This is a genomic window from Mucilaginibacter defluvii, assembly GCF_039543225.1.
GTDB classification, from domain to species: domain Bacteria; phylum Bacteroidota; class Bacteroidia; order Sphingobacteriales; family Sphingobacteriaceae; genus Mucilaginibacter; species Mucilaginibacter defluvii.
The window spans coordinates 1,343,117-1,363,147 of sequence record NZ_BAABJI010000002.1; the positions used below are offsets into that span (position 1 = coordinate 1,343,117).

The 20,031-nt window shown below is 44.7% G+C and carries 13 protein-coding genes; 8 read left to right on the forward strand and 5 right to left on the reverse strand.

Going from position 1 to position 20,031, the window contains the following annotated elements; all coding sequences use genetic code 11:
- Nucleotides 1-69 precede the first annotated feature (69 nt).
- The 3 genes from ABD960_RS12025 (at nt 70) to ABD960_RS12035 (ending at nt 5,538) form a co-directional block, all read left to right on the forward strand.
- On the forward strand, nt 70-486 hold the full coding sequence (locus ABD960_RS12025) for an ABA4-like family protein (RefSeq protein ID WP_345331401.1): 417 nt from the start codon (nt 70-72) through the stop codon (nt 484-486).
- Nucleotides 483-1,247 carry a hypothetical protein gene (locus ABD960_RS12030; RefSeq protein WP_345331402.1) on the forward strand — a complete coding sequence of 255 codons (765 nt, stop codon included), beginning with the start codon at nt 483-485 and terminating at the stop codon, nt 1,245-1,247. Before ABD960_RS12025 ends, ABD960_RS12030 begins: the two co-directional genes overlap by 4 nt.
- A 421-nt stretch (nt 1,248-1,668) precedes the next feature.
- Nucleotides 1,669-5,538 (forward strand): PAS domain-containing protein, encoded by a 3,870-nt coding sequence (locus ABD960_RS12035; RefSeq protein WP_345331403.1) that lies wholly within the window; start codon nt 1,669-1,671, stop codon nt 5,536-5,538.
- Between the two features lie 77 nt (nt 5,539-5,615).
- On the opposite strand, the gene ABD960_RS12040 is transcribed toward ABD960_RS12035, so the two are convergent.
- The 3 genes from ABD960_RS12040 to ABD960_RS12050 form a co-directional block, all read right to left on the reverse strand.
- Nucleotides 5,616-5,756, reverse strand: a complete 141-nt coding sequence (locus ABD960_RS12040; protein WP_345331404.1) for a hypothetical protein — start codon at nt 5,754-5,756, stop codon at nt 5,616-5,618.
- A 58-nt stretch (nt 5,757-5,814) separates the two neighbouring features.
- Nucleotides 5,815-8,343, reverse strand: coding sequence for a glycoside hydrolase family 38 C-terminal domain-containing protein (locus ABD960_RS12045; RefSeq protein ID WP_345331405.1), 2,529 nt, complete (start codon nt 8,341-8,343; stop codon nt 5,815-5,817).
- Nucleotides 8,344-8,575: 232 nt separating this feature from the next.
- Nucleotides 8,576-9,043 carry a hypothetical protein gene (locus ABD960_RS12050; protein ID WP_345331406.1) on the reverse strand — a complete coding sequence of 156 codons (468 nt, stop codon included), beginning with the start codon at nt 9,041-9,043 and terminating at the stop codon, nt 8,576-8,578.
- Here ABD960_RS12050 and ABD960_RS12055 point away from each other — a divergent pair.
- Both ABD960_RS12055 and ABD960_RS12060 read left to right on the forward strand, forming a co-directional pair.
- Entirely contained in the window at nt 9,035-10,249 is a 1,215-nt protein-coding gene (locus ABD960_RS12055; RefSeq protein ID WP_345331407.1) for an ATP-binding protein, read from the forward strand. The genes ABD960_RS12050 and ABD960_RS12055 overlap by 9 nt on opposite strands.
- A 24-nt stretch (nt 10,250-10,273) precedes the next feature.
- Nucleotides 10,274-11,845 carry an ATP-binding protein gene (locus tag ABD960_RS12060; RefSeq protein WP_345331408.1) on the forward strand — a complete coding sequence of 524 codons (1,572 nt, stop codon included), beginning with the start codon at nt 10,274-10,276 and terminating at the stop codon, nt 11,843-11,845.
- Nucleotides 11,846-12,022: 177 nt separating this feature from the next.
- On the opposite strand, the gene ABD960_RS12065 is transcribed toward ABD960_RS12060, so the two are convergent.
- Entirely contained in the window at nt 12,023-14,989 is a 2,967-nt protein-coding gene (locus ABD960_RS12065) for a hybrid sensor histidine kinase/response regulator transcription factor (protein WP_345331409.1), read from the reverse strand.
- A gap of 322 nt (nt 14,990-15,311) precedes the next feature.
- Here ABD960_RS12065 and ABD960_RS12070 point away from each other — a divergent pair, with 322 nt between their 5' ends.
- The 3 genes from ABD960_RS12070 to ABD960_RS12080 all read left to right on the forward strand — a co-directional run bounded on the left by ABD960_RS12070 (nt 15,312) and on the right by ABD960_RS12080 (nt 18,507).
- Complete coding sequence (locus ABD960_RS12070; protein ID WP_345331410.1) at nt 15,312-15,779, forward strand: nuclear transport factor 2 family protein; 468 nt, start codon at nt 15,312-15,314, stop codon at nt 15,777-15,779.
- A gap of 10 nt (nt 15,780-15,789) precedes the next feature.
- Nucleotides 15,790-16,620, forward strand: coding sequence for a hypothetical protein (locus tag ABD960_RS12075; protein ID WP_345331411.1), 831 nt, complete (start codon nt 15,790-15,792; stop codon nt 16,618-16,620).
- A gap of 105 nt (nt 16,621-16,725) precedes the next feature.
- Complete coding sequence (locus ABD960_RS12080) at nt 16,726-18,507, forward strand: beta propeller lectin (RefSeq protein WP_345331412.1); 1,782 nt, start codon at nt 16,726-16,728, stop codon at nt 18,505-18,507.
- A 715-nt stretch (nt 18,508-19,222) separates the two neighbouring features.
- On the opposite strand, the gene ABD960_RS12085 is transcribed toward ABD960_RS12080, so the two are convergent.
- Entirely contained in the window at nt 19,223-20,014 is a 792-nt protein-coding gene (locus ABD960_RS12085; RefSeq protein WP_345331413.1) for an alpha/beta hydrolase, read from the reverse strand.
- Nucleotides 20,015-20,031 lie beyond the last annotated feature (17 nt).

Consider the following 20,031-nt stretch of genomic DNA (forward strand, 5'->3'; position numbering starts at 1 on the left):
ATATTTTTTCAGCGCCTTGTTCAGTGCAGTTTTGTGATGCGCATTTATACGCGCCCTCAAAACAATTACATGAACACATCACAAATTTTTTCGCTGGCAGGTACAATAGCTGCATTGCAATGGGCGATATTGATCATTCTTCCTAAATGGAAGATAACGCAGTGGCTGATCAGGCGTCCTGTAGTACCTGTATTCTTGTCTGTTGTCTATTGCATCTACATCGTTGGCTTTTTTAACACGCCGGGCGGCGGGTATAATTCTTTGCAGCAAGTACGTACCCTTTTTGCCGATGACCATCTTTTGCTGGCCGGTTGGGTGCATTATCTGGCGTTCGATCTGCTTATAGGCTTTGCCATAATTAAATCCTCACAAGAAAAGCACATTTCACACTGGCTGATCATTCCATGCCTGATATCAACCTTTATGTTCGGACCATGCGGCTTTCTGCTATATCAGATCTTCAAAAATTTCAAAAAACAATCATGAAAACCTTATTTAACCGCATAAAGGCCGGTAGCCCTGTTTTTTATTATTGTGGCATTGCACACCTATCGCTGTTATTTGTGCTGATCATCATTTCACAATTCGATCAGCGGCATTTGTCAGGTATAAACTTGTGGATAAAACCGATCAAATTTGCCCTATCCATAGGCATCTATTGTTTAACCTGGCCGCTGCTTTTACAGTATCTGCCCTTTGAGCGTTTAAAAAGGCGCTTTGCCTGGTTTACGGTATTTGCCATGACCTTCGAAATGGTAGCGATCGCCTCACAAGCGGCCCGGGGGCAGTTGTCGCATTACAACCACTCCAGCGCGTATAATCTGTTAGTATTTAACCTGATGGGTGCGGTAATCATTTTACAAACCCTATTTGCCTTATACATTGGCATTCGCTTTTTTAAGGTGAAGGCAGTACAAGTTACCCCGGCTATGCTGTGGGCAATCAGGCTGGGCATTATCATGGCCTGCTTTTTTGCACTGGAGGGCGGTGTAATGGCTGCAAAAATGGCACACACCGTAGGCGCTGCTGACGGCGGCCGCGGGCTCCCCTTAATTAACTGGAGCCGTACTGCCGGTGATTTACGTATAGCACATTTTGTGGGAATGCATGCGTTACAGGCCATACCCCTGTTTATTTTATTAACCGGGTTTAAAAGTGCCAAGCCAACTATAATATTTTCGTTGAGTTATTTCACCATAGTTATGCTCCTGCTTATTAATGCTTTCTTAGGGCGACCATTGGTGTAAAGGTATCCTTCATTGTCAAAAAAGTTAAATCAGTATTGACCAGGCTTCATTTTATTTACGCCTGTTCTCGGATTATTTCATTTGCCAGAACCGCATCGCGATCAGGATACATTTACCGGTAGGATGCGGTTACCGCCTATAACAACTCCAGCAGTGATGTGCATATTAAGCACCTTACAAACCTTGCACTGGCAACTATACAGGATCATACCGAACGCAGCCAGTTGCTACTATAGTTACTGAAATAGCAAACGCGGAATGCAGTTTTTTTAATTAAATTTGATTAAGTCAGCAGTATTTAAATAAGCAATGCCATTTAATTTAATTTAATCTAAAGTTAAGTTTATTTTACTTGCGCCTACGCCAACAAATTGTTTTTGTTTTAGTTTTTAATAAACACATCGTTTACAAATAACATCAGGTGGCTAAGGAATATACGTTTTTACACAGCGACGGCGAACATGGCGAATTGATACGAACGACCGATTGGTCGGCAACAATTTTGGGCGACCCAGATACGTGGCCGGAAAGCCTGCGTTCAGCAGTGAGCATCGTACTTGGCTCCGGCTTTCCAATCGCGATCTATTGGGGGCCTGCGTTCAGCCTGATCTATAACGAACCTTGGAGCGCAATACCGGGTAAGAAACATCCCTGGGCGTTGGGCAAACCCGGTGAGGTAGTTTGGCCGGAAATATGGGCCGGATTACGGGAAGAATTTGAATCGGTACTATACCAGGGCGCCTCTTACCGCCGTCCGGACGCCCCCTTGTACATGCATCGTCATGGTTATACGGAAGAGTGTTACTTTGATTATACCCTTTCACCCATCAAGGCTGTAGACGGTTCAATTGGCGGCGTTTTCAATGCGGTCATCGAGACGACCTTCCGTGTTATTAACGACCGGCGAAACAAGCTGTTAACCGCGCTGATGAACAATAAGAATGTCTCGCGTAATTTGAATGAGGCTGTTACACTCGTAACTGATATTTTGAAATCTTCGCAGGCTGATATTCCTTTTTTTGCGATTTACGGCCAGCGGAATAATGAGGACTTGCACGTTCTTTCCACAGAAGGTCTCTCGCCGGCAAACGAACCGGTGGTTTTTCGTGTGGATATAGAACATATAACTACGCAATTGAAAGGCTTAGTGCCGGATGTTACGGCGAGCTTTCCCGAGCCGATCACTAATTTTTGGCCAGAACCTGTTGAAGAAGCATTTGCTGCACCTCTTGCTAAAGATGAAGCAGAATTAAAAGGATACCTGCTTTGCGGCATCTCCGCCCGCAAACGTCTGGATGAAGACTACCGTCATTTTTTAGAAAGTGTGGCGCTTCATGCCGGCACTATTCTTAATAACGCGTTAGCATATGAGTTAGGGGAAGCGTATAACAATATACTGGCTTTAAATGAGGAGTTAAGCTCAGCCAATGAAGAACTGGCCGCTGTAAATGAAGAATTACAGCTAACACAGGACCATTTGAACAAACTTAACGATCAATTGGAAGAAAGGATACAGCAACGAACCAGGGAAGTGATAGGTGAACGCGATAAAATGCAACGCTTTTTAATGCAGGCGCCTGCGGGTATCTGCATCCTTTCCGGGCGCGAGCTGGTGTTCGAACTGGTCAATCAACCTTACCAGGAACTTCTACCACAGCGCGAACTGCTTGGACGGCCGATTTTTGAGGCCGTGCCTGAAATCGAAGGTCAGCCTATTGGCGATATTTTGCGGAACGTGTATAGCTCCGGTGAACCGTATGAAGGCAGAGAAGTATTGATTCCGCTCACATCGCCGGGAAGCACCGAACTGGTCGATCGCTATTTCAATTTTTATTACCAGCCAACGCAGGATGCGAACGGCAATGTAGAAGGCATCATTGCGTTTGTTTATGAAGTTACCGAACTGGTGGAAAGCCGAAAACATACGGAAAAGGTCGAGGCTGACCTCCGGGAATTGGTTATGACCTCACATTACCCGCTGATCATATTGCGTGGCCCCGAATATGTGATTGAAGTAGCTAACAAACAATTGGCAACTTTATGGCATAAATCGCTGGAAGAAATCATTGGTCGTAAACTGCTGGATATTCTGCCCGAACTCGTCGATCAACCATTTCCGGCTTTACTTAAAAAAGTTTACGATACGGGCGAACCCTACGGTCAGGAAGAAGAAGTGTTCTTTGTTGACACGGAAGAAGGGCGGTTGATCAAATATGTCAGTTTTTATTATGATCCGATACGGGACAGCAAGGGCGTGATCAACGGTATTATTGTTACAGCATCAGACATTACCGAGATGGTCAGGTCTCGGCAGTTACTTGAAGACAGTAATGCAGAGCAGCAGTCGCTTAACGAAGAGATTGCTGCTACGAACGAAGAACTGGCAACAACCAACGAAGAACTTAGTGAAACCCAGCAATTATTGGAGCGCACTATAGGCGGCCTGCAAGAAAGCGAAGGTCGCTTTCGCAACCTGATTCGCAATGCATCAACAGGTATCATCCTGTTGACCGGACCGGAGATGCGGACAGAGATCGTCAATGAAGCTTACGCGAACCTGATCGGGCGTTCAACAGATGAGATCACCGGCCGCCCACTATTTGAACTGATCCCTGAAACAGAGGAAGTTTTCCGGCCAATTATCGATGGGGTACGGTTAAGCGGTAAAGCCCGCTACCTGTATGACCAGCCTTTTAGCCTCTTCAAAAATGGTGAACTGATAAATATATTCCTGAATGTGATATACCAGCCTTACCGTGAACAGGACAAAGGCGTTACCGGCGTGATGGTCTTGTGCCAGGAAGTGACCGAGCAGGTGAAGGCAAAGCAGCATATACAGGCCAGTGAGCAGCGATTCCGCTTTATGCTGAACGCCATACCACAGCAGGTTTGGACGGCAACACCTGACGGGGCATTGAATTATGTTAACGACATCATTTGTACAGATTTCGGTGAGGAATCCAGTGAAACGATAACCGGTTTAGGTTGGCAGGCTTATGTACATCCCGATGATTTGCCAGGCGCGCTGGAAAAATGGACGCGATCACTGCACAATGGGCGCGAGTACCTTACAGAATTTCGCCTTAAATTTGCGGACGGAGAGTATTACTGGCACCTGGCAAGGGCGCTGCCATTAGTTGAAAACGATCAGATAGTAATGTGGCTTGGTACTAACACCAATATACACCAGCAAAAAACGAATGAGTATAAAAAAGATGAGTTCATCAGCATTGCCAGCCACGAGCTGAAAACACCGCTGACCACTGTTAAAGCCTTTTTCCAGCTGGCTAAACGCGAGATCAGCCAGCAGCCTAAGCTGGAGCCTTTCATTGTCAAGGCAGACCGGCAATTGGAACGCCTGGGCCGCCTGATCGAGGATCTTTTGGACGTTTCCCGTATCAATGCCGGCAAGATGACCTACAATAAAGAAAATTTCGATTTCAGACAGATGCTACTGGATGTGGCAGAAAGCATTCAGCAAACCTCCATCCAGCACCACATCGATGTACAGATGGATTGTGATGTAACTTACCGCGGAGACCAGCATCGTATTGAACAGGTAATGACCAACCTGCTCAATAACGCGATCAAGTATTCTCCGGGCGCTGATAAAATCATGGTTCATTGCGAAAAGGAAAACCAGAATCTGATCGTGTCTGTACAGGATTTCGGCATTGGTATAGCAGAAGAGCACCTTAAAGGCTTATTCGACCGATTTTACCGTGTAGATAATTCGTCGGCCCGCTTCCAAGGATTAGGATTAGGCCTCTTCATCGCAGCTGAGATCGTTAAAAGGCATGGCGGCAGTTTCTGGATCGAGAGCCAGCCTGACCAAGGATCTACTTTTTTCTTTTTGCTGCCATTGAGCGGCGTGCAAGAGTTCAAGGATATCGCCACAGACAACCGCACGTTCTATGAGGGCGATTTCATTACAATCCGTTATCAGCCGCAAGACCGCTACATGGATGTGGACTGGAAAGGTTACCAGAACTATGAATCGGTAACCAAGGGTTGCGAGATTATGCTGGATCTGATGCAAAAGAATAATTGCCACCTGGTGCTGAATGATAACACCTCAGTAAAAGGCAATTGGTCAGAAGCATCGGACTGGGGTGCGGAAGTGTGGTTCCCGGCAATGGCCAAAGCGGGCTTGAAAAAGTTTGCCTGGATTTATTCACCCAGTACATTCAGCCGTATTGCGGCAGGCAAGAGTCTGCCGGATGAATACGATATCGTACAGGTTGCCTTTTTTGACAAGAAAAATGTAGCCGCACAATGGCTGTTACAATAATGCAGGATGAGGCTATGGGGATGGTCAGGCAGAACTCGGGCTGACCATCTTTATAATTCACGCGTGAAATATTGCACTCAATGCAAACCACGCTGGTGTTTGCCGTTATTTGCTATGATCATACTGTTATCGCCTGTCAAGGAGTATACGATGGTATACTCCAAACTGTCCGGCCATCTGGCATAGGTAATGGCTGTTTGCCTGCTGGTTAGCCTCATTTTACACGATACTTTATTTCACCGGACGCATCGGCTCACTTTATTTCCAAACAAGGTATCATCTTACTAAACGCAACGTACGGAAACCTAATTTTGGCACCGAAAATTCAACTTGCGAACTGCCATTACTTAGCTTTTTAACATTCACCTTCCCGGCATCACGATCATCAAGCTCAACTAATTGCGCTTGAGTTACTGCGAAATTTAGCTTTAAAGCCTTATTACCCGATGCGCCTCCGGCATTGAATACTCGTAAAAGCAACCCTTTATCATCGGCAGTTACCGAGGTAATTGCTAAACCATTCTTCTCAATCTCAATTAGTGATCGATTTGCTGATGCAAGTTTAGCATTTGATACCAATGCAAGCAATGGCTCATTCCAACCTGCGGAGGCCGACCAGATGCCAGCCTTATCCCACAAACCCACATGCGGTAGCAAGGCATAGTGTATAGATGTTGGCCCATCTGTAAAATAATCCCGCCCCCATAAACCCATGCCCGAGTACTGCGTAACCAAACCCAGCGGAAAATTATTGCCATGCGTGTAGCTGGTGGTATGATCAGTAAACAGGGCTACGCCATAGCTGCCATCGCCGGCCATTACATCAACCCAGTTGAGTATCACATTATTTTTGATGCTGTCCCAACTGTTAAAAAAGGTATTTTTAAGCTTACTTGTAGTTACCTCAAAAGGCGCATTTTTATAAACCTTTTGATCTTTTAAAGCCAGCGGGAACACGGTAAGCAGTTTATTGCTATCGTTATAAAAAGGCTTTTTATAGTCGGTCCATTTGTAATTGCTTTTATCAACATACTCGCCTACCCTAACGTTGCGCTGCCAGTCGATATTTACACGCATATCAACAACGGGGTCATTGGCGGTCAGGCTGATGCGCTGCTTTACCTTGGTACCGGCAATGCTTGTAGCTATCAGCACCGTAGCTCGCACGGGGCCTTGCTCGGCAATGGTAATTTGAGCCTGAGAATTTTTTGTAGTTTTAAACCCTCCATCCTCATAAAAATTGCCGCGAAGCGAGTTAAAGTTGTTAACATTGCCTTTATCTACCAGTTCTTTTTTATAACGCTTATCGTACCAACCGGTAATACTACCACCGTTATTAGCATCTATAGTCAAGCTATAAATATCCGATTCAAGAACGTACTTACCATCTGCCGACTTTGTAACCTTTACGCCTGCTGATGGCTTTGCTTTACCTTTTTCAAAGCTATAAGTGGCATAACCAAATGAGGGTACATTGGCTACAAACAGCACGCTATCGCCATTTACTTGCGATGGAATGGCATTGCCCTTTGCATCTCTGATCACCATACCTGCCGGGATAGCCACATTTACAGCCTGTTGCCTGCTGTGGCCCTGGGTATTATATACAATGATGTTATTACCGGCATTACCATTTGTTTTGTTGAATGATGCCTGCACTATACTGTCACTTTGCCTGATGGTGTTGGCAGTCCAGCTTTTTACCTTGTCGGCCCAGGTATCACCCTTGTCGCCATTGTAGGGTACTATCCAACAATCATGATGCTGCGATAGCATGAGGGTACGCCAGGCGTCATCAAAGTTAGCGGTTGGCTTGCTGTTGCTGCTTAACGCGGTTATCGCTGCAACTTTCTCGGCCTGTAATATCTTGTTCTCGGCAGCACGAACCCTTCGTGCCAACTGCTGTGTAACCTGCGACCCCCAAACCAGGTTCACCAAAATATCTTCTTGGCTTAACCGCCAATCTGTTGCCCCTTCACCTTTTACAATCTGCTCAAAATAGTTGCGCCAGGTGGTATATTGCTTTCGCGTTACCGTATCTTTTTGATCCAAAAAAGGCCCGTTCTTCCAGCCTGCATCTTGCAAGGTCATGCCGATTGGGTGCTTTATGCCGTATTTAAGGGCGGCGTTAATATAGTCAGGACTATTATTCCAACCGATGGTTTGCCAGGTTGATCTTGGTTCGAGCTTTTCAATAGCATAACGTGGTACCGTGGTAATGCTGCTACCATCCGGACCGATCCAGTTAACCAGTTCACCTCCAAAAGCTTTGGTATATCCACCAAAACAGGTGTTGGGGTTTTTTAGCGATGCATATTTAAACCCATACGACAGTAATATCCCCGGCAAGGCATTGGTAAAACAAGGTTCTTCGGATGAATATGTATTGAATTGTATACCCGGGAAGGTAGCCTGTAATTTTTTGATTCCATAACCCAGCTGACGGATAATGCTTTCGCCATCAATATTATACATATAGCTTTGGGCATAGGCCGGATTAACATATTCCACGCGCCCGTTAGCCGACTGATCATCCATTAGGGCTTTAAACTCAGTAAAGGCCTGTGGGTCAATCTTGGCGGCGCGATCCCAGGTTTCGGGTTCTATCTCCAGATTTATTTTCCAGTAAGGATTTTTGTTGAGCATATCCACCATAAAGCGGGTATTCCAGTCGGGATAATGGCCCCAAACACCGCCATGGTAACCATCAATAAAATACGCTTGTTGCGCATGGCTGTTAACACCAAGAGCAAGGGCAATTGTGGTATAAAAAAGTTTTATCCGGCTTTTGGTTACTGGCTTCATTAATGTTGTTCAATTTCTATAGTTCCCGTCGCCCTCCTTAAATGGGGTTATTTGCTGTGAGGATGCGCAATTGTACAGCTTACTTAAAACAAGAAATGAGTAAACTTTTTTCAATATGATATGCGTGATCAATCCTGATAAAGGATGCGTTGTAAATATATTGGCTACGCCAAATATATATTATTCGGCATCAGCATAAAATTGATTTAGCAAATTTTTGCAAATCTATTTTTCAAGCGAAAACCGAGGCAAAACTTAACACATTGCTACGGTAAAATAAACTTAGATACCTCCTGGCGTAAGGAATGCGCACCGCCTTTAACTGGTAGTAATATGGATCGGTACGGTTATTAGTACATGGCGATACATCGGCGCAACCTGTAAAGTTAAGGCAAAAGGTAACCAGCAACTCGTTACGGCCATTGTTATCAGCGTACGAAGATCTGCCTGACCGATACCTGCCGGAACCGCCGGCAACAATACCCCCAGCACGGACCCTGGTTACCGCATCGCAAACAGCGGGATCAGGCCCGGAAGCTTCATTCTGCGCTTTGACATAACTTAATAAGACCTCGGCATAACGATAGAACTGATAAAGGCAATAGCATAAAAAACATAATTTGAGGTGAATATGATCCTTTATCAACTTTTTCGCGTTGACTTCGTAAAAGTGCACTAAAACCAATAATACATGGAGCATGGGATCAGCCCTTCTGAGCATAAGCTGCGTTCAATTATGCAGCACGCCCCGATAGCGTTATTTGAAATAGAAGAAAATGGCAGGATTGTAAGCATAAACCTGGTCGGCGAAAAATTACTTAACCCATTGTCCTCCGAAGAGTTGGCAGTCGGCTCAAATCTATTTCCGTGCTTAAACCTCATAAACCCAGACCTTAGTAACCGCATACGCGGCTTTAGTGAACCGGCTGGTTTAATTGTGCATAACCTGCAATACAGCTTCTCATATCCAACGGGGGGCAACAAACACTTCCAGATTACGGTTACCAAGATGTTTGAAGACTGCGTTATCGTGAGTATGGACGACCTGACCGATAAGCTTAAAGAAGAGCAGGCGCTAAAAATTGCACAGCAAGAAAAAGCCGTCGCGCAAGGAAAATACGAGATTGCGTCTGAAGTTATTCATGATATAGGCAACGCCATAGTCGGTTTTGGTTCGTATTTAACCCGCATTAACCGCATGCTGGAACATTATAACCAAGATAACTTACATAAAGTAGCCGTTTTTTTAAAGCAGCAACAGGAGCCCATTGGTAGCGCCATCGGCGCACCCAAAGCAGCGGCACTTATAGATATGATGGAGGCCATAAGCAAATCCTTAAGCGATAGTCAGGATGAACTGCAGCGATCAGTCACCGAGCAGCTACAGATCATTACCCACATTCAGGACATATTGAACATCCAGCGGCAATATGTGACCGGGCACGAATCACAGGAACGAAAACTGGTGAACCTAAAAGAGATTATTAATGATTGCCGCTCAATGGTGTTTGCGAACATGGAAAAGAAAGCAATCAGTTTATCCTTAAATGTTCCGCTATCTCCGGTCGAGATCAAAGGTGACCGTACCAAGCTAATGCAGGTTTTACTGAATATTTTAAAAAACAGCATTGAGGCGATAGAAATGGATATTGGCGAAAAGAACATCGGCATAACACTTCAGGATTTGGGCGATACCGCAGCATTAACGATAACCGATACCGGCAAGGGATTCGACGATGAGACTGCAGCGCATTTATTTGATCGGGGTTATACTACCAAAACAACCGGTACAGGATTAGGGCTCTATAATTGTAAAGCGATTATCGAAAGCCACTCAGGCAGTATTTCTATTCAAAGTAACGGCATCGATAAAGGCAGCAAAACCACTATTGAATTTAAAAAATAATTTTTTTCTGAAAGCATAAACAAAATGAACGACGTAAACACCTCGGTATTGATCATTGATGATGAAGAACTGGTAAGAGACAATATTGAAGAGATTTTAGTGCCACGTAAGCAAAGCATTGAAAGTCATCAGATTAATCATGCGGCCAGCATCCTGTTTGATGAACCCTCCCCTATACTTGCTCCCCGAACCAGTAATATTCCCGTTTTCAGCGTACAAAAAGCCTCTAACGGTAAAGAAGGGCTCGAAAAAGTAATGACATCTATTGAAAATAGAAGCCCTTATGCGGTCATATTTTTGGACATGCGCATGCCGGGATGGGATGGCCTCGAAACGGCTATGCAGATCAGGAAAGTTGACAGCAAAGCCGAGATCATATTTATAACGGCCTTTACTGACCGCTCAATTGAGGAGATTGTGGAACAGGCCGGGCAAAACGTAGGCTATCATTGCAAACCCTACGCCTCTGAAGAAATTATTCAGCTTGCAACCAAAGGCGTTACCGACTATAGCCGGCTGCGTAACCTGGAAAGCCTTATCGAATCTATATCCTCTATCGGCTTAAATGAACGGCAGTTAACGTCTCTACTGAAAAATATTTTAGATCAGTTAGCAACGACGATAGATACTGACATGGCATTGCTTGGCAAGCTGCATGACGATTTTTCGTACGAAAAAGTATTGTCTATCGGTGCTATGGAAGAAAGGATTAACGTTAATGAACTGGTAACCCGAATTAAGGGTATTGATATTTCAACTGACGAAGTAATTCAGATAGATGAGCTGGTACTTGCCCGCCTGAACGGCTATTCTGTGTTTGCTGTGCTTAAAAAGCAAGGGCGGTTAAAGACCGAAAAAATGTATCTGTTAAAGCTCTTTGTACAAAACGCAGCTCAAGCCATTCGCAATGCCGAAATGAACGAAGAATTGATGCGCAAAGAAAAACTATCTGCGGTGGGTAAAGCCATTGGCATGGTTATGCATGACCTACGCGTACCTATCAAAAACATACAACTCATCACCGGGCTTATGCGCGAAGAAGGCGAGGCAAGCGAATGGCTGGATCTGATCGATGGTTCGGCGGAGCAGGCCTCTGAAATATTTGAAGATTTTTTGGATTTCATCAGGGATACACCTGTTAAAAAACAACCTGTAGAGCTTAAGCCGCTTTTAGAAACCGCGTTATTATCGCTGGCTGGAAAAGAAGGGTTTGAAAAAGTCCATGTCGATATCAAAGCTGCTGATAAATTGACTGTAATGGGTGATCAGAGTAAGCTTAAACGTGTCATGGTTAATTTGATAAACAATGCTGCTGAGGCACTCTTGAATACGTATGCGAACACCCCCCGGATCGAGATCAGTGCGTGGGAGGATGCTAACCATGTTCTGTTTAAGATAAGGGATAACGGACCTGGAATACCTCCGGATTTATTACGAACATTATTTGAGCCATTTGTTACCAAAAACAAGAGCAGTGGTACGGGTTTGGGCTTGGCCATTGTTAAACAATATGTAACTGCCCATGGCGGAGATATTGTAGTTTCTAATAATAATGGAGCGATTTTTGAAATTAGAATACCAAAAAGCGCCATTTGAAATTTCATCATACATTACATAAAAGCCTGCGATAAGTTTGATTGTTTCTATATGTTAAATATCCTTCTATTTAACATACCTTCTGAATTAGGCGCTCGTGTTAAACCTGGTATCTCTCTAGCCGACCGTTGGTAAGACAAGCAAAGTAAGCAAGTATTTTCCTGTTTTGAGGGAAGATTAGATGATATTGCTTACCTCTTTAGGCGGAAAGCCATAATGTCTGGAAAAACTGGCAGAAAAACTTGCCGGGCTACTAAAACCTACTCTGTAAGCCACTTCTGCCACATTTAAATTTTCTTTTTGAAGAAGCAAGTAAGCTTTCTCGAGCCTGACCAGCCTTATCAACTCGCCGGCTCCTTGTCCGGCAATATCCTTTAACTTGCGGTGTAACTGTGTGCGGCTTAACCCCATATAAGTAGCAAGCTTATCTGCCGTAAAAGATTCATCATCAACATTGTCAAGTACAATTTGACGAATGCGACCAATGAAATCGCGCTCCATGGCTGGCATCATTGCATTGTTATGCAGCCATGTGCGCTCCTGTGTATAGTGTTCGCGAAGGCGCTTTCGGGAATCAATCAGGTTTTCAATGGTTGCTATCAATTCGCGTTTATTGAATGGTTTTGCGAGGTAAGCATCGGCGCCTGTTTCTATACCTTGTATCCGGCTATCGGTATCTGCCTTAGCAGTTAGCATAATAATAGGAATATGACTGGTTTTTACATCCCTTTTAAACTGCTCTGCCAGTTCATAGCCGTTTACCTGCGGCATCATAATATCGGTTATAATAACTGTTGGTATACACTCCATACCCATTTCAAGCCCCTGTTGCCCATTAGCAGCACTTATTACAAGGTAATGGTCGTTTAATAAACCGTGTAAATAGTTACGCAATTCTTCATTATCCTCAACCAGCAAAATAAGCAACTTGTCGGGGTCGGCGCTTCGTGTAATATTTGCCGGGTTACCGATAATTTGCGTTTTCTTTGCTTCATCGGTTCCGGTAACCTCATTTACAGGCGATGCCGGATGGTACGGTAGCAATACATTTATCTCAGTACCTGCATTAACGCTGCTCGTGGCTTTAATATGACCGCCCAGCAATTCTGTCAACTCACGGGTTAATGCCAAACCGATACCTGATCCTTCGGCCGAGCGGATATCAAAGGGATCGGCCTGATAAAAGCGGGTGAATATGTAAGCTAACTTATCTTTAGGAATGCCTTTGCCAGTATCAATTACTGTTAAGCATAAGAATTCGGTATCATCTTCAATAACCTTTTTCAAATTGATATTAACGCTTCCCCGATCAGTGAATTTTACCGCATTTGATAGCAGGTTGGATATTATTTTACTTAGCTTGTCTTGATCACCCTTTATCCAAAGCTCATCAAACGGTGATGTAAAGGTTAGCAAAACATCTTTCTTTGCTGCCGGTATTTTATAAGGGTTTAAGCTAATACCGATCAAAGCCACTAGATCAAGCGGGTTATATGCTACTTCCATGGCGCCATTCTCGATCTTGCTCATATCAAGTAACTGATTGATCAGCTGAAGCAGGCGGGTAGCATTGTTATAAATTAAATGTGCATAGGCCTGCGTTTGCAAGGCTGTAGATGCCATGAGTTCCTCTGCAGGGTTGAGTATAAGTGTAAGCGGTGTTTTAAATTCATGCGTGATGTTAGTAAAAAAGCGTGATTTTACTACATCCATTTCCCTAAGCCTTTCTGCCTGCAGTTTGAGCTCTGCCGTCCGCTCGGCAACCAATGTCTCCAGCCGTCGGGCTTCTCCCGCAATCAATTCAATTTTCTCGGCTTCCTGAGTGAGGGCTAATGCCGATAGCGTTTCAACCTCGTTAAGTTTTGCCGATAGCTCCTGGTTGGTCCGGCTAAAATCTAAGGCCAGATAAAGCGACAAGCAAAGCGGCAGCACCAATCCGGCGGTATTCATAACAAAAGAACGCATGGCCCATGAATAATAAGGCCACAAGCCAAATACATCCTCCCAAGTAAGAAAGTAGGTAAGCATAACTACAATAACTCCGGCCAAAATAAGCCCTGCGCCCTTATCGCGCCTGCGGATCATGTGCAATACAGACCTGAATGCATCAAGCATCCAAAACAGGTACACTACATAAAAGTAATCGTTCCAAATAGCTTCGGCAAAATAGATTGCTTTAATAATATACATAACCAAATAGCCGGCACACATTGCCAAAAGCGCTATGGCTCTTACTCTTGGTGGCCTGCCTAAACCGATCTTGTACAGCAGCATTACTCCCGTCCAAAGCTGCAATACTTTGCAAAGGCTGCCTGACAGTTCGGCTATCCACTGCAGTTGAGGGGTTGGTGCCTGGTAAAAAAAATATACGCCGATTGCACTGACGCCTACAAAAAACACAAAGGCTGCGTAATATAGGTAGATGCCGCGCTTCCGGTAAAAAAGATACAGTAGGAAATGCAGCAAAGCAAGCACGATCTGCGCGGCGGCGCAAAGTGGTATAGCATTTAATAAGAACGAGCTCCGGCTTAAGCGGGCCGAAATTCTCTCGTAATTACCTATCCAAACCTCAAATCCGGCAAAATCAGCATATACTGCCTTGTGGTTGGCATAATGTATACTTAAAAGGTGTGGTTTTGCATCGCTTAACCAAATAGGTATTATTTGCCTTGGCGCACGTGCGTTTTCGGTTGAGGCTATGGTATGCCCCACCTTGCCATAACCACCTATGGGCCGACCATCAATAAAGATCTCTGATGCGCCATCATGATTTATGCGTAGTGATAGTTTCTTATTTATAAGTGTTGTGTCGGCCTTTACCCACGCGCCGAACCAACCCTCGCCATACCAGTTTTTGGGCGCGTTTGTATTACCAAAGGCCGTATACCTGATATGCGTCCACCATTTGGTATCAACCGGAGGGCGTTGATGCCTGCCTGTACTTATAGGCTGAAAATACCATGATGAATTCCCCAAAGTAATTTCATTCAGTTGGGTAAAGCTCCTTTCACTAAGTGTAATAACCTCCTGAGCCTTTACCGGGAGTGATAAAATCAGCATAAAAGCCAACGATACATGGTAAGGCTGTATTACAGCAAACAATCTCCATAAATTAAGCCTCATCATCACAAACGAAGTTTTCATAGTGCGAATACCATCATAAAAGCAGTAAGTAAATTTTTATAAGATGAATCTGCTCAATAGTATTCTCTCAATTTGCTTACAAGTTATTCATCTTTTTAGATGGTTACAAGTGAGCTTTAGAAAACCAATGTCTCTGTTTATACCGCATTTGAACTCAGATATCAACCTACACTAAAGAATGTGCAACAAAATCGAAAGTATTTGACAAAAATTCGAAAGTTTTTTTCGCACCTGTGCCATTTATTTGCCTCTGAGTTTTGGTACTTATAGTTTTTGTTCCCAAATCTTAAACCCTCTGCAAATTAATACCTGTAACAACACGATGAAAAACATACAATTACTGATTGCGATTTTGTTGCTTTCTATTCCGGCACTTGCCCAAACAGATACTACAAGTTATCCCAAGGAACGTCAGGAGATCAGGCAACTTTTACATAGCCAAAAGCCGGGTACGGTTATAGATTGTAAAGATATGGTTGCCGTAGGTCCTAAAGGCGACATTTCCTTTTCTCATCAGCAGTGGGTCGAGGCGCAAAAAACGGAAAAACTGGTATTTAAGTCGGTAAGACCGGTGCCCGGCAATGAAATCATACGCATTTATGATGGTACAACAGCGGTGGTTAACACATTGCTCAATGTGAACATCGTTGTCGATGGACGCGATCTCAATATCAAGGTTCGCCGCCTTGAAGTATATCGTAAAAATGCAGGTAGTTGGTGCCGGGTAGCCGGCCAGGGCACTCAGGTTGATGAGAAGTTATTCCCTATTAACACAAACATTAAACCTTAACAATATAACAATGAAAAAAGCAACACAATTTATTCTTGTATTTATCGCGCTAAACACACTACTGATCAGCGCAGGATGTAAAAAGGATAGCAGTCAGAAAAATCCTGATAAAGACCTAAAAGGGAGCTACAGCTTTTCAAATACAGAGTATACAGGCCTTGCCAGGGTAGGCAATCATTATTATGCCAGGCCGCTTTCCCTGAGGTTCGGGGCGGGTGACGAGGTAACCGCCTGGTCGCACTTAACGCTTACTGTATGGCGTCGTGGCGATGTTAAAGGAAAAATAACAAAAGTGGAAGAGGATGCCCAGGGGCAAACAACGGTTACTATACTTTTTGACCTGCCCGGAGATGAGCAATTCAACTCCCCGCAAGTATATACAATTTCTGCCGATAAGTCTAAAATCACAGGTGGAACCTCGCCAATTATCTCTATGGTTGATATGAAACTATTCTCTAAAGATGCTCCAGGCATCGTTGGTGTATGGTCGCAACCCCAGCATCCGGATTGGTTCCCTGATGTAAACGTGATCGCATTTGATAAAAACGGGCAAACCAATTATAACCAGGGCGGCAAGCCTGTCTATTACGTTTATGATGACAAAATCCTTTGGAAAGAGAACTATAAACAGGATGGTTCACGCATTACGTTCTCTGGTATTAATCCAGATGTTGCCGCGCCTTTAGTAACCATTATTCCTTACTATGGTGTTCTCTCCAGCGATGGGAAGATTTTATATGTGGACGCTTACGATTTTAGAGGCTCCAGAATCACTACTTCATTGAGTACCTTCGAATGGTACGGGCCGAAAGGTGTTACGCCTTGGCTAATAAGGCAATAAATTTTAATTAAAGGATAAATGCCCCTTATTTGTGAGGTCAATTCTTCTATGAATGAAGATTTACTTTTTAGAACGTTAAACCTACTACTTAAAAAATATTAATAGATGGCGTATTTAAATCAAGCTTCGGCACAGCAGGTTAGCAAGGGCAAAGCAATAGCAAAGGTCCGCATTCAATGGGTTTTTGGCAACCAGCTACCAGACGCGATTGAGGTCAGAATACCTGCTGACTCCGTAACACCGCCAGTATTAGCGGCTTCGGTCAAAGTTAATAAAAGTGCAAAAAGCCCCGCTTTTACGGAATTTGAAGTACCTGCACCCAATGTCTTATCGTTCGTTGTATCGCCACGTACTCTCAGCAATAATGTGTTAAACGATAAGATGCCTGATGATGCAGGTTTTGAACAATATTGGGAAACGTTTAGCGTGCAGCTTACGCCGCTTGCGCTGGCTGCCGAAGGAAGTGCCAGTCCCGAAAAACCACCGGCACCCTTGGTTTTACCTTTCGATGATATTGGCCCCACACATATAGGAGTACACTGGCAGGCCGGCTATAATTTTGATTCTTACTTTATTAATATTACGGAAAAAGCCTTGCCGGGACAACCGCCAAACGCGCCCCGAACCATTCATCATGGTGATGACGGGGAATGGGGCTTTCAACGGGTGGACGATCTGAAGCCGAAAACCACTTATCTTGTTCAGGTGCAGGGATGTACCAAATCATTTTTTGGCCTTTTGAGCAATAACTGCTGGGAGTGGTCACCCGTGGTAGAGTGTACTACTCGCCCGGCTTCAAGCTTTGCTGTTCGTCCGCCGGCAGGGGCTGCATTAGCGGCATCTCAACAATATGGTATTGATGATCAAACCGATGTGTTCGTGGTTGATGGTACCGGGGCTGTTAATGTATTTTGGGTAAACGGCGGCCGGCCATGGAATGGCCCTTATGCCATCACTGCACCGGGCGCAGCGCCGGTGGGTGCAAAAGTGGTGGCTTCTCCGCAATGGGGTGTACATGGCCAAACCGATGTGTTTTTTGTGGATAACAACGGCGCGGTGAATGTACTTTGGGTTAATGCAGGTGGTTCATGGAAGGGGCCGCAGGCTATTTCACCCTCAGGATTTGCGCCGGCAGGTGCAGCCCTTGCCGTATCGCGTCAGTTTGGCCTTGATCAAACCGATGTTTTCGCAGTCGGTAACAACGGGGCTATTCATGTGCTATGGGCTACTGGCGGTGGTGCATGGAATGGCCCGGTGCCTATTTCGCCAGCCGGTTTTGCGCCTGCAGGTGCACAGCTTGCCGCATCAAAACAATTTGGGTTAGAGCAAACCGTCGTGTTTGTGATAGGTAATTCAGGGGCTGTGCACGTACTGTGGGCTGGCGGGAGTGGCCCTTGGGCTGGTCCGGCGCCAATATCACCTGCCGGATTTGCCCCTCCAGGTGGTGCGCTGGCTGCATCGCAGCAGTTTGGTTTAGACCAAACCGTGGTTTTTGTTGCCGATAACGCTGGTGCAGTAAATGTATTATGGGCTGGCGGCGGCGGTGCATGGGCCGGACCAGCAGCACTTTCACCCGCCGGATTTACGTCACCGGGTGCGGGTATTACTGCTTCGCAACAATTTGGCGCCGGTGCGCAGACAGATGTTTTTGTGGTCGGCAACAACGGGGCGCTCAATGTTTTATGGGTTGGCGGCGGCGGTGCCTGGAACGGACCAGCCCCTCTTACTCCGGGTGGCTTTGCACCCGCCGGGGCGGCACTCGCCGCATCAAAGCAACATGGTTCGGAACAACTGGATGTTTTCTTAGTGGACAATGCAGGTACCGTTAACGTCAGCTGGGTGTCAAGCCCTGAAGGGTGGAAAGGTCCGGCCGCGTTGCATGTTTGATATGCGCATGTTGATACCATCAGACGATATAGAAATTAATACTTGATTTGAATATGAGTAAGCCCTTTAATGATAAGACCGTCCTAAAGTTGAACCAGCACCTTTAACCATCTACCGCTCAAGCATCGCGAACATGTTTCAAAACATTATATCAGTTAAATTTCTATAAGTTCCAATTGACGCCTGAATGATTCAGTTAAAAAAATAATCCGAATAGTTCAAAAATTGGATATATCAATTAGAACAATGGTAATATCGGTTCGATGTACCCTGAAAAATTGCATTTTGACGGCGAAAACATCGAACTGCGAGAGTTATGAAATATCAAGGTTTATTTATCTAATTTACAATAATTTACGAAAAAAGAAAGGGCAAGCGATGATAAATCATGCTTGCCCAGTTGGATGCGCCACCTGGGCACACCCATAACTTTATTTAAAACTGAATATCAATCACTTACGAAGTGAACGAAAAGCCTGGTAGCCTTTTTTGGCGACTCACCTCGCCGGTAGATATAAAAGTACCGTTTTGCATTTAAAAACACTAAAAATACCACAAGAACAGGTGCTAAATTACTGGAATACAGGTTTGAGTCCCGACTAAGCTCTGAAAATTCGGTAAATCTGATAGCGCTGTTTTGGCGGTCTATCCCAAACTTAAATAACTTCTATCATTACTATATCAACGTTTAATGATTAACAATGATTCAACTCTATTATTGAGCATTTGCTGCTTTGATGATTACTTTAGCCACCGCCTCCGCCTGGGAAATGAACACGACATGACTGCCTTCAATCTCTGTAATCTGAGCTTTGCCCCTTTCATACATCTTACGTTCGGTCATTGGATTCAATGCTTTATCCTTTGTAGCGATAATGCCGTAACTTGGCTTACTTTTCCAGGCTACATTATCCACAGGTTCTTCAAAGCATTTGCCAATAATTGGCACTTGCGAAGCATTCATAAAGTCGCTTTGTGCCTGGCTTAGATCACCGGCAAAGCCACCATGAAATTTAGCCGGATCGAAGTAAACATAACCGAACTGGTCGGGGTCAGTGAAGCCAGCCTCTGGCGCAGCAGGTGCCGCGGCTACCCATTTCCCTGTTGTCTCACCACTATCCGGCATAAATGCGGCAACGTATACTAATGCGGCTACTTTCTCATTTACACCTGCTTCCGTGATCACGGTTCCGCCCCAGGAATGGCCTACTAAAATGACCTTTCCATCTTGCCGGTTGATCACACTATTCGTAATTTCCACATCGGCTTTCAATGAGGTTAAAGGGTTCTGTACAATACTGACGTTATATCCTTTTTTTACCAGAATGTCGTAAACCGGCTTCCAGCCGGAACCGTCGGCAAAAGCGCCGTGCACCAATACGATATTTTTTACAGCCGGCGGCTGGGCATTTGCGACATCTATGCCTAAGTTGAAAAGCCCAACAATTAATAGGATGGCGAACATTAAAAAACGACGGTTTTCTGAAGATTTAAATGATGTTTTCATGATTATAAATGTTTTAA

Excerpts from the sequence above, each read along its gene's own strand:
- ABD960_RS12025 (WP_345331401.1), top strand. The coding sequence starts at position 70 with ATGAACACATCACAAATTTTTTCGCTGGCAGGTACAATAGCTGCATTG.
- ABD960_RS12030 (WP_345331402.1), top strand. The coding sequence starts at position 483 with ATGAAAACCTTATTTAACCGCATAAAGGCCGGTAGCCCTGTTTTTTAT.
- ABD960_RS12040 (WP_345331404.1), bottom strand. The coding sequence starts at position 5,756 with ATGAGGCTAACCAGCAGGCAAACAGCCATTACCTATGCCAGATGGCCG.
- ABD960_RS12045 (WP_345331405.1), bottom strand. The coding sequence starts at position 8,343 with ATGAAGCCAGTAACCAAAAGCCGGATAAAACTTTTTTATACCACAATT.
- ABD960_RS12055 (WP_345331407.1), top strand. The coding sequence starts at position 9,035 with ATGGAGCATGGGATCAGCCCTTCTGAGCATAAGCTGCGTTCAATTATG.
- ABD960_RS12050 (WP_345331406.1), bottom strand. The coding sequence starts at position 9,043 with ATGCTCCATGTATTATTGGTTTTAGTGCACTTTTACGAAGTCAACGCG.
- ABD960_RS12060 (WP_345331408.1), top strand. The coding sequence starts at position 10,274 with ATGAACGACGTAAACACCTCGGTATTGATCATTGATGATGAAGAACTG.
- ABD960_RS12065 (WP_345331409.1), bottom strand. The coding sequence starts at position 14,989 with ATGAAAACTTCGTTTGTGATGATGAGGCTTAATTTATGGAGATTGTTT.
- ABD960_RS12070 (WP_345331410.1), top strand. The coding sequence starts at position 15,312 with ATGAAAAACATACAATTACTGATTGCGATTTTGTTGCTTTCTATTCCG.
- ABD960_RS12075 (WP_345331411.1), top strand. The coding sequence starts at position 15,790 with ATGAAAAAAGCAACACAATTTATTCTTGTATTTATCGCGCTAAACACA.
- ABD960_RS12080 (WP_345331412.1), top strand. The coding sequence starts at position 16,726 with ATGGCGTATTTAAATCAAGCTTCGGCACAGCAGGTTAGCAAGGGCAAA.
- ABD960_RS12085 (WP_345331413.1), bottom strand. The coding sequence starts at position 20,014 with ATGAAAACATCATTTAAATCTTCAGAAAACCGTCGTTTTTTAATGTTC.